The 11,162-nt window shown below is 69.6% G+C and carries 4 protein-coding genes; all 4 read right to left on the bottom strand.

From position 1 onward, the window contains the following. Nucleotides 1–5 precede the first annotated feature (5 nt). The 4 genes from BKA16_RS09080 to BKA16_RS09065 are packed head-to-tail and all read right to left on the bottom strand — an operon-like array spanning nt 6 to nt 11,018. Nucleotides 6–7,907, bottom strand: a complete 7,902-nt coding sequence (locus BKA16_RS09080) for an amino acid adenylation domain-containing protein (protein WP_183370348.1) — start codon at nt 7,905–7,907, stop codon at nt 6–8. After that, entirely contained in the window at nt 7,904–8,734 is an 831-nt protein-coding gene (locus BKA16_RS09075) for an ABC transporter permease (RefSeq protein WP_183370347.1), read from the bottom strand. The genes BKA16_RS09080 and BKA16_RS09075 overlap by 4 nt, the downstream gene beginning before the upstream one ends. After that, the gene (locus tag BKA16_RS09070; RefSeq protein WP_183370346.1) at nt 8,731–9,549 is read right to left on the bottom strand and encodes an ABC transporter permease; all 819 of its coding nucleotides are present in this window, start codon (nt 9,547–9,549) and stop codon (nt 8,731–8,733) included. Before BKA16_RS09070 ends, BKA16_RS09075 begins: the two co-directional genes overlap by 4 nt. Beyond that, the gene (locus BKA16_RS09065) at nt 9,546–11,018 is read right to left on the bottom strand and encodes an ATP-binding cassette domain-containing protein (protein ID WP_382426908.1); all 1,473 of its coding nucleotides are present in this window, start codon (nt 11,016–11,018) and stop codon (nt 9,546–9,548) included. Before BKA16_RS09065 ends, BKA16_RS09070 begins: the two co-directional genes overlap by 4 nt. Nucleotides 11,019–11,162: the final 144 nt, after the last annotated feature.

Raw genomic sequence — 11,162 nt, 5'->3', positions numbered from 1 at the left:
CATTCTCAGTGGGCGTTCGCCGCATCCGGTGTCGCGTTCGCCCGCACACCCTGCAGGACGACGTCGAGTTCGTCGGGACCGGCCTCGGCCAGCCCGGGAACCGAACTCATCACGGTCATGGTCAGCAGGGAGTCGCGGTCGGTGCCGGGCATCACGGCTTCGAGAGTCTCGATCGTCGACATGATCGCGGCGAACGTCACCGTCGTTCCGTGCCGATCGATCGCGACGGCGTCCGGCAGTCGTGCCGCGGCCTCGGCGACTACTTCGGACAGGTTCTGCGGGCCGGCGTCGACATCGGCGACCTGCGCCGTCTCGTCGTGCAGTGCGATGTCCCCGACGACGATGTCGGGGTCGTCGACGACGGCGGTCAGGATCCGCAGGTACCGCTCGACCATGGCCTCGGCCGTGCTTCGATCGAACAGGTCCGCGGCGTAGATCAGCTGGCCACGCATGCCCCCGGTCGCATCGGGGTCCTTCGGGTCGTTCGGGAACAGGGTGAGCTGGACGTCGACCTTGGCCGCGGTCAACTGTTCGTCCTCGGCCGACACCGTCAGCCCGGCGAGTTCCACGCGCGGGAACGCCAGGTTCTGGAACACGAACATCGCCTGGAAGACCGCGTTGCGGCCACGCGAGGCCCCGACGCCGAGCCGGTCGACGATCTCATCGAAGGCCACATCGGCGTTGCTCATGGCACCGAGGTCGTCGTCGCGGACCGCGGCGAGAACGTCGGCGAACCGCTGACCCGGGCTGATCCCGCTGCGCAGCGCGAGAGTGTTGACGAACATGCCGACCACGGGTTCGAGCGCGGCCGCGTCGCGTCCGGCGTACGGCGTGCCGACCACCACGTCGTGCTGTCCCGACAATCGAGACAGCAGCACCGCGTACGCCGCGTGCGCGACCATGAACAGCGAGGCTCCGCGGATGCGTCCGACCTCGGTGAGCGCGGTCGTGACGGCGCGGTCCACGGTGAAGTCGACGGCGTCGCCGACGAACGACGGCGACTCGGGCCGGGTCCGATCGGTCGGCAGGTCGAGTGCGGCCGGCGCGTCGGACAGCCGCGACTCCCAGTAGTCGAGCTGTCGCTGCCGCAGGGTGCGACCGTCTCCGCCGACGGCGGCCAGGCGCCGCGCCTGCCAGTCCGCGTAGTCGGCGTACTGCACAGGCATCGGTCGCCAGGCCGGTGCGGCGCCGTCGATGCGCCCGGCGTACGCGCTCATCATGTCGATCGCCAGCGGCGCCATCGATGAACCGTCGGCGCTGATGTGGTGGATCGACAGCACCAGAACATGGCTGTCGGGCGCGGTGCGCAGCAGCGCTCCGCGGATCGGCAGCCGCTCGGAGACGTCGAAGCCGCGGCCGGTGACCTCGGCGACCGCCTGCTCGAGCGATCCGGTCACCTCGCGCACCGCGAAGTCGACCTCGGCGCGGGCCTGCGCGACCGGTCGCACCAGCTGCATCGGTTCGCCGCCGATCATCGGGTACACGGTGCGCAACGCCTCGTGTCGCTCCACGACGTCGCCGAGTGCGGCAGTCATCGCCGCGACGTCGACGACTCCGCGCAGTCGGAGGGCGAGCGCGATGTTGTACGCGGCAGATTCCGGGTCGTTGCGGTTCAGCAGCCACATGGAACGCTGCGTCCCGGACACCGGGACCGGCTCGTCGTGGCCGCGCGGACGCAGCGGCTCGCTGTCGGCCGCAGCAGCGTCGGCCAGGAAGGCCGCCAGTGCGGCCGCGGTCGGGTGCTCGAACATGTCGCGCATCCCGACCCGGCGACCGCGCAGCGTGCCCAGCCGCCCGGTGACGCCGACGGCCGACAACGAGGTGCCGCCGATCTCGAAGAAGCTGTCGGTCACGCTCACTCTGTCGACGCCGAGTTCGGTGGCGAACACCTCGGCGACCAGGCGTTCGACGGCGTCGCGCGGAGCGACGAACTCGCGGCCGGCGGCGAAGTCGACCGGCGGAAGCGACGCTCGGTCGATCTTGCCGACGTCGGTGGTCACGAATTCCTCGACCGGCACCACAGTGTGCGGAACGAGATGGCCCGGGAGCAGGTCGGCGGCATGGGTTCGCACGTCCACCGGATCGACTGCGGCGCCGTCCCGTCCGGTGACGTAGGAGACGAGCACGGTGTCGCCGGTCGGTCCGGCCGTCCCGACCGTCAGTGCCGCGCCGATCGCCGGATGGGTCATGAGCGCACCGTCGACCTCGCCGGGCTCGACGCGCATACCGCGCACCTTCAGCTGGAAGTCGGTTCGTCCCAAGTAGCGCAGACCGCCTCCCGGCAGACGCGTCACGCGGTCGCCGGTGCGGTACATGCGTGCGCCGGGTCGGCCGAAGGGCGCCGCGACGAAGCGGGACGCAGTCAGTTCGGCGCGACCGAGATATCCCTGTGCCAGCTGGTCGCCGGTCAGATACAGCTCCCCCGGCACTCCGGCCGGGACGGGTCGGAGCCCGCCGCCGAGGACGAGTGCCCCGACACCGGGTACGGCGTCGCCGATGGTGACCTCGTCGTCGGCGGTGAGCGGACCGGCAGCCGTCGCCCAGATCGTCGCCTCGGTGGGGCCGTACAGGTTGAAGAAGGCACGACCCGCATCCGCCCACCGTTGCGCCAGTTCCGGTGGACAGGCCTCGCCGACGCTCACGACGGTGCGCAGGCTCGGCAGGGCGGCTGGGTCGAGTCCGGCGAGCACCGACGGGGTCATCACCACGTGGGTGACGCCGCCGTCGACGATCACCCGCGTCAGTTCCTGTCCGGCGAACACGTCGGCCGGGGACACGTGGAGTCCTGCGCCGTTGCACAGTGCCATGGTGATCTCGAAGACGGAGGCGTCGAAGCTGGGCGCGGCCACCTGCAGGACGGTGCTCGTCTCGTCGACCGACAGGATCGACCGCTGGTTGGCGGTCATGTTCGCCAGTCCGCGGTGGCTGACGACCGCGGCCTTGGGTTTGCCGGTCGATCCGGAGGTGTAGATCAGGTATGCGACGTCGTCCGCGTGGACCGCGCGGCGCAGATCGTCGACGACGACCGGCTCGCTCGATCGCGCGGCGACCGCCGTGCCGTCGGGGTCGATCCAGTCGACGCCGGGCAGCCGGTCCGTGCCGACGCCCAGCACGGCTCCGCTGTCGCCGAGAACCTCGATGCGCCGCTCGTCCGGCAGTGCCGGGTCGACGGAGACGAACGCGGCGCCGGTCGTACTGATCGCGACGACGGCGATCGCCGCGGCCACGCCGCGGCCGGTCCCGACGGCGACCACGTCGCCTGCGCCGATGTCGCGGGCCAACAGCTCGCGGGCCAGCCGGTTCGCCGCGGCGTCGAAGTCGGCGCGGGTCAGAGAGAGTGTCGGATCGCTCACCGGGCCGGGGTTCGCGGCGCCGTGCCGGTGCCAGAGGTCCCCGAGGACGATCGGGGCCGAGGCAGGCGACGGCGGTGCGGTCAGCGCGGCCATCGAGCGGCGGCCGATGATGTCGAGGCCGCCGACGGTCGCGTCGAGATCGACGGCGGTGAAACGGTCCAGCACGCGCAGCACGGCACGGCCGAACCACGAGACGGTCGGCTCGTCGAACAAGTCGGTGGCGTAAGAGATCTCCAGGTCAAGGTGTTCGGCGCCCTCGGTGACCGACACCGACACGTCGTACTTGGCCGAGGGCACACGGGCGTCGAGCAGCCCGGCGACGATCGGCGAATCGCCCAGTGCACTCGTGGTGTCGGCGAGCATGGTCAGGCCGACCTGGAAGAGCGGGGTGTGCGCCGTCGAGCGGGCGGGCGCCAACTCGTCGACGACGCGCTCGAACGGCACCGTCGCGTGCGCCATGGCGCGAGCGCGGGTGCGATGCGCATCGGTCAAGTAGTCACGCAGACTCGAACCCTCGGCGACACTGGTACGCAGGACCACCGTGTCGACGAACATGCCGATCAATCGGGCCAGTCGGTCGTCACGGCGTCCGTCGACGGCCACGCCGACCGCTACGTCGCCGGTACCGCTGCACCGGGCCAGGACCAGCGCGACCGCGGCGTGGATCACCGAGAAGGTGGTGACCCCCGCGGCCTTGGCGAGATCACGGATCCGACCGGTCAAGATCGGATCGGCGGCGAAGTCTACGTAGGCGCCTCGACCGGACGCGACAGTCGGTCGTGGGCGGTCGGTGGGCAGCGGCAGCAGTTCGGGCAGACCGGCGAGTTCGGTGCGCCAGAACATCAGGTCGTCGTCGACTGTCGCCGCGCCCGTGAGGTGTTCGTCCTGCCACAGGGCGTAGTCGGCGTATTGCAGACCGCCGCGGTGCAGGTCGGGCTCCTCGCCCGCGGCACGGGCCGCATATGCCTGGCCGAGGTCGGCGATCAGCGGTACCAACGACTGTCCGTCTGCGGCGATGTGGTGCACCACGACGACCAGGACGAGCCCGGCGCGGTCGCGGACCAGTCGGACGCGCAGCGGTGCGTCGACGGTGAGGTCGAAGCCCCGCTCGGTGATCTGGCGGACCGCAGCGTGGACGTCGTCGGTGTCGATCGGGGCGAAGTCGAGGTCGGCGGCCGCTTCCTCGGCCGCGGCGATCACCTGGTGGGGCGTCCCGTCGGCCCCGGGGACGAACCGGGTACGGAGGATCTCGTGGCGGGCGACGACGTCACCGACCGCGGCCTCGAGGACCCGTGTGTCGACATCGTCGCGCAGGCGCGCCGCACCCGGCATGTTGTAGGTGGACGCGGCGGGGTCGATCTGGTTGACCAGCCACAGCCGTGACTGTGCGGTCGCGAGCGGGATCGTCTCCGGTCGCGGTTCGATGTGGACCAGCGGCGAGTCGGCGTCGTGGTCGGCGTGGACGGCGCCCGCCGCCAGCTCAGCGAGGTCGGCGGCCTCGAACACGTCGGTCAGTCGCAGGTCCACGCCGAGGCCGTCGCGAGCCCGGGTCACCAGTCGTGCCGCGATCAGCGAGTCGCCGCCGAGGGCGAACAGGTTGTCGCGGCGGCCCACTTCGTCGACCCCGAGTAGTTCGGCGATGATGCCGGCGAGCTCCACCTCGGTCTCGGTCTGCGGTGCCACGTAACCCGCCGTCCGCAGCTGCGGCACCGGCAGGGCGCGGCGATCGATCTTGCCGGACGAGTTCAGCGGAAAGTCGTCGAGCACCACGATCGCCGTGGGCACCATGTGCGACGGCAGGCGCCTCCGGCACCACGCCAGCAGTTCGGGTTCGTCGGAGTCCGACGACGCCTTGGCGTAGGCGACCAATGTGGGCGTCGCGGCGACGTCGTCGCGCACGACGGCCACCGCTCCGTCGACGGCGCGGTGATCGGTGAGCACCGACTCCACTTCGCCGAGTTCCACGCGTTGCCCGCGGATCTTCACCTGGAAGTCGGTACGACCGAGGTAGTCGAGGCCGCCCTCGTTATTCCAGCGGACCAGGTCGCCGGTCCGGTACATGCGGGCGCCCGCGGTCTCGGAACCGACGGCGGCGACGAACCGTTCGCTGGTCAGCGCGGTCCGTCCGAGGTAGCCGTGGGCCAGCTGCGATCCGGCGAGATACAGCTCCCCGGGTGCGCCCGGGGGCACCGGGGTGAGCCGCGCGTCGAGGACGAGCACGCTCGTGTTCGGGACCGGTGACCCGATCGGCGGCGTCGACTCGCCCGCGCGGACGCGGTGTTCGGTGACGTCGACGGCGGCCTCGGTCGGACCGTACAGGTTGATCAGGTCGAGATCGCCCGAGTTCAGGACACGGTCGGCGGTCTTGCCGGTCAGCGCCTCACCCGAGGTGAACACGCGGCGCACCGATTCGGCGAATACGCGTTCGGCGCTCGGACGGGCGGCCCGGTCGTCGAGGAACACATCGAGCATCGACGGCACGAAGTGCAGTACGGTGACCGACTCGTCGGCTGTGACCCGACTCAGGTAGGCGGGGTCGCGGTGCCCGTCGGGACGCGCGATCACGGTCCGCGCACCGACCGCGAGCGGCCAGAACAACTCCCACACCGAGACGTCGAAGGTGAACGGCGTCTTGTAGAGGACGACGTCGTCCGTCGAGAGCGGGTAGTGGTCGTCGGTCCACGCCAGTCGGTTGACCACCGCGTGGTGCGGCACCTGCACGCCCTTCGGGGTTCCGGTGGAGCCGGAGGTGAAGATGACGTACGCCGCGGAGCTCGCGGGCACGCGAACCGTGTCGGCGCGGTCCTCGCCCACCGGTGCGGCGAGATACTGCTCGTCGACCGTCAGTCGGGCGCGCGCAGTCGTCGACACGAGTTCGCGACGCTGCAACGGATGCGTCGGATCGACGGGAACGTAGGCGCCGCCCGCGGTCACGACCGCATAGATCGCGACGAGTTGGTCGATGCCGCGGTCGAGGGCGACGATCACGGCGTCTCCAGGCTCCACCCCGTCGCCGATCAACCGGGCGGCGAGGCGACGACGCGCGTCGTCGAACTCCGCGTACGTCAGTCGGTGCCGCTCGAACGACACCGCGACGGCGTCTGGTCGGGTCCGGACCTGCCTCTCGAAACCGTCGAGCAGATGCGTACCGAGCGCGGAGTAGTCGACGTGGCGACCGTGCCGTGCGCCGTGCACGGCGGCCTGGTCGGCCGCGGTGAGCAGGGGCAGATCGGCCAGGCGACGGCCCGGCTCGTCGATCATCGCGGCGAACAGTTCGAGCAGGCGGTCCAGGTGCACCGCGAGTTCGCCCTCGGCGTACAGGTTCGGATTGCCGTGCAGATCCACGCGGATCGGCGACGTCGGACTGGCCTGATAGAGATTGATGCGCAGGTCTTCGAGGATGCCCGAGGACAGGATGTGATATTCGACGTCGGCACCGACGATCTCGATCGGCTTGTCGAAGAACATCATGTTGACGATCGGACCGAACGACGCGGTCGCGGCATCGCGCATACCCGCGTCCTGCCGGATGTCCTCGAACCGGTACCGCTGGTGCCGGAGCACACCGGTCAACTCCAACTGGATCTGCGCCAACAGGTCGGCGGTGGTCAGCGCCGATGCGCCGCTGACCCGCACCGGAAGCATGTTCGACACCATCCCGCTGGCCCGTTTGATCTTGGCGGTGGCGCGGCCGGTCACCGGCACGCTCAACACCACCTCGTCGGTGCCGGTCATTCGCGACAGATACGCCGAGAACCCGGCGGTCAGCAGGACCGAGACGGACGTCGAGTGGTGGGCTGCCAGGTCGATGAGCCGCTGTTGGAAGGCGGCGTCGAGCACCCGACCTGCGACGAGGTTGACCGGCGAGAGCGCTGCGGTCGACGACGCCCGCGCCAAGGTGACGCGTTCGGGCAGATCGGCGGCCCGCTCGGACCAGTACTCACGGTCGCGTTCGCGACGCGTTCCGCTCGCATACGCCTGATCGTCGGCGACGAGTTCTGCGAGATCGGCGTGCGGCTTCACCGCGAACGCCTCTCCCGCCGCGGCCGCGTTGTACCGGTCGACGAGCCTCAGGACGCTGTTCAGCGCGGAGAAGCCGTCGAGGAGGAGGTGGTGGGCGCGCATGTACCAGAACACGCGATCGTCGGCGATGCGCAGCAGGGCCGCGCGGGCGAGCGGTCGGTCGGTGACCAGCTCCACCGGACTGCGGTAGTCCTCGTTCATCCAGGCGGTCGCCGCAGCCTCCGGATCGCCCGCCTCGCGCAGGTCGACGAGTTCGAGGGTGAAGTCGAGCGAGTGGTCGACGGTCTGCATCGGCGTGCCGTCGACGAACACGATGCGGGTGAAGGCGCTCTCCAGCTCGTGGGCGCTCTCGTCGTGCAGCGCCACCATCGCCTCGACGTCGAGTGGACGACCCGCATCCCGGATGTCGAGGTAGTGGGCGACGGTCACCGAGTACTCCGGGGACATGTTCTCGGCGAACCACATGCCGCGTTGAGCCGCGGTGAGCGGCAGCAGCACGGCGTCGTCGGAGGTCCTGCTCGTGGTTGTCATCTGGCCGTCGCCGCCTTTCGATAGCCGACCAGCGCCGGATACACGCCTGCGCCGACGAAGATCGCCGCCCAGACGGCGACCTTGATCAGGTTCTCGGTGATCGGGCCGCCCGTCGCGAGCGATCTCATCAAGTCGATCCCCGGTGTCATCGGCTGGTTGGCCACGATCGGCTGCAGCCAGCCCGGATACGCGTCGATCGGACTGAAGCCGGAATTGAAGAACATCAGCACGTTCATCAGGAGCCCGAGGTACTGCACGAGCGGCGCCCCGGACGGCGAGCTGACCGCGATGGCCAGGACCAACACCGCATACGCCGAACCGAAGACGACGGGCACCGCGACGAGCGCGATCGCCGAGCCCACGCCTTGGGAGAACCGGAAACCCATCGCGTATCCGACGGCCAGCAGGATCAGCGTCACGGCCAGGATGCGCACCGCTTCTGCGGCCACCCGGGAGGTGAGGTCGGCGGCCCGGTTGATCGGCATCACGTACAGGCGGGCCAGGAGACCGGTGGACCGCTCCCGGTTCAACCGGATGGCCGACACCATGGACCCTCCCATGGAGCCGACGAGAATCATCAGCGGCACGGTGCCGTACAGACTGTCCTGTCCGGTGGCCTCGCCGACCGTGTCGCCGAGGACCACCTTGATCAGGACCAGCGACACCGCCGGGATGATCAACGACTGGAGGACCGTCGGCACATTGCGGATGTACACGACGATCTGCCGCCCGGTGAGGACGCGACTGTTCGCGAACCACGTCGCCAGCGACCGTTCCCGCTTCGCGACGTCTGCTGCTGCGGTGGTCTGCACCGCGTCGACCGTCACCGTCGTGCCTTCCGCGTACCGGCGACCACGAGGTACCCGGCGAGCGCGGCCAGTCCCGCGCACCAGCAGACGGTGGGCGCGGCGACCGACCAGGTCATCGGCTCGGAGGAGTCGGCCACGCGCATGACGTCGACGAACTGGGAGATCGGCTGGTTCCGCGCGAAACCGCGGATCCACTCGGGGAACCGCTCTTCGGGGACGAACCCGGTGGACACCATGCCGAGGACCATCGTCGGGAGTCCGAGGAACTGGCTGGTGGCCTCGGGAGTGCCCGCGACGAGACCGAGCCCGTCGGCCACCAACGCGAGGAGTACACCGATGCCCAGGGTGATCGCGAACAGGCCGATGGTTCCGGCAATGCCGCCGCCCGGTCGCCATCCGATGATCAGACATGCGACGACGCCGCACAGCATCGAGACGCACAGCAGGACCACGTTGGTGGCCAGTCGTGCGGTCAACGGCACCCAGCCCGCCATCGGGAGCACCCGGAAGCGGGTGTTGATGCCCCGGCTGACGTCGAAGGACGACCGCATCGCCGCCGATGTCCCGGCGAAGCTCACCGCCTGCAGCAGGATGATCGGCATCAGGAACTGGCCGTAGTCCATGCCGGGAGCGGAGTCCATCACCTTGCGCAGTGGGAGGTAGAAGCACAAGGCGAGGAAGGCCGGGGCGATGAACGCGAACATGAACTCGCCGTTGCGCAGAACCTTCAGCAGACCGCGGGAGGTCAAGGTCTGCCACTGCCGCAACGTCCGCACTCCGCTGGGCACACTGATCGCCTGCGGAGCGCCCGGAGTGTCGGTGTGGGTCGTCAACCCTCGTCAGACTCCTTCACGACCCCGGACGTGCGCTCATCGTCCTCCCCCGTGAGCGCTAGGAACACCTCGTCGAGTGACGGTCGTCGAAGCGCGATGTCGGCGAGCGGTATCTTCGCGGCCTCGGTCCGGCGCATCACCTCGGCGAGCGTCTCCGGCCCCCGTGGCGCCGGAACCGAGACGGTCGGCGAATCATTGTCGACGTCGTCGGCCGCCGCCGTCCCGATCAGATCGCGCAGTCGTGCGCGCAGACGCGGCAGATAGGCGGGATGGGCGGGCGTCACCTCGCAGTACGCCGCGCCCGTGGCCGCCTTGAGTTCGTCCGAGGTCCCCTCGGCGATGACTCGCCCCTTGTCGATGACGACGATGTTGTCCGACAGCATGTCCGCCTCTTCGAGGTACTGCGTGGTCAACAAGATCGTGACGCCGTCCTCGCGCAGTCGCTCCACGAGATTCCACACGTCCTGCCGGCTGCGCGGGTCGAGTCCGGTGGTCGGCTCGTCGAGAAACACCACCTCGGGCGACGCCACGAGCCCGCAGGCGATGTCGATACGGCGCCGCATGCCGCCGGAGTACTGCCCGACCCGCTTGCCCGCCGCGTCGGCGAGGGAGAACTCGTCGAGGAGCTCATCGGCGCGCGCGACGGCCTGCTTCTTGGTCAGCCCCAGCAGCCTGCCGAACAGGACGAGGTTCTCCCGGCCGGTGAGCGCTTCGTCGAGCGCGGCGAACTGGCCGGTCAGCATGATCGACGCGCGGACCCCCGCGGCCTCGGTGGCGATGTCGTGGCCTGCCACGACCGCCGATCCACCGTCGGGGGACAACAACGTGCACAGCATGTTGACGGTGGTCGTCTTACCGGCGCCGTTCGGTCCGAGGAGCGCGACGATGGTGCCCTTGGGCACCGCGAAACTGACATCGGCGACGGCGGTGAAGTCACCGAACGTCTTCTTGAGGTTCTTCACGACGATGGCCGGTGGACTGTCCACGGCCGGTTCGAGAGATGCCGGATCGATCGACGGGAAAGCGATCGTGCTCTGGTTGGCCAGGCGCAGCTCCTCCTCGCTCTCGATCGGTGCGGGAGGCGCGGACGACATGACGTTCCACGCGGCGTGACGAGGACGCGAGGAGGCCCGTCGGGTCCGCCGTGGGACGTCGGTAGGGCTCGCCGCGCCGACCGGCCGCGGCGTCGGCGCGACCGCGGGTTCCGGAATGGTCGTCACCGGAGTCCGCGAGTACGCGCCGTCGGTGGACGACTCCGGGGTGCGCGACCGGACACCGACCGCGGACTGCGTCGCGTCCGCTCCGTCACGCGCGCTGAGATCGTCGCGCCATGCGCGCAACTCGCGAAGAATGGGATCGTCGTCGGGGATCCACGGCATGGTCTGTTCGAGAGGATCGGCCCCACGCCCATGCCCACGCTCGCCAGGGCCGTCGCCGTTCATCACGGGACGCTCGGCAGGGTCTGGCATGTGTCGATCCCCCTCGTCGTCTGTACTACGTTCACGCTAATACGTTCAATGGACAGAATAGCTACCTTAGGACTATCGCTGACAAATCCGGGACCGTTTCATGATTCACCGATCTGAAATCGGGAAGCGACATCTTAAACCCCC

Source organism: Gordonia humi (assembly GCF_014197435.1).
Classification (GTDB): domain Bacteria; phylum Actinomycetota; class Actinomycetes; order Mycobacteriales; family Mycobacteriaceae; genus Gordonia; species Gordonia humi.
The sequence above is the reverse complement of the archived record's forward strand: the minus strand, read 5'-3'. Positions and strand labels throughout refer to the sequence as shown.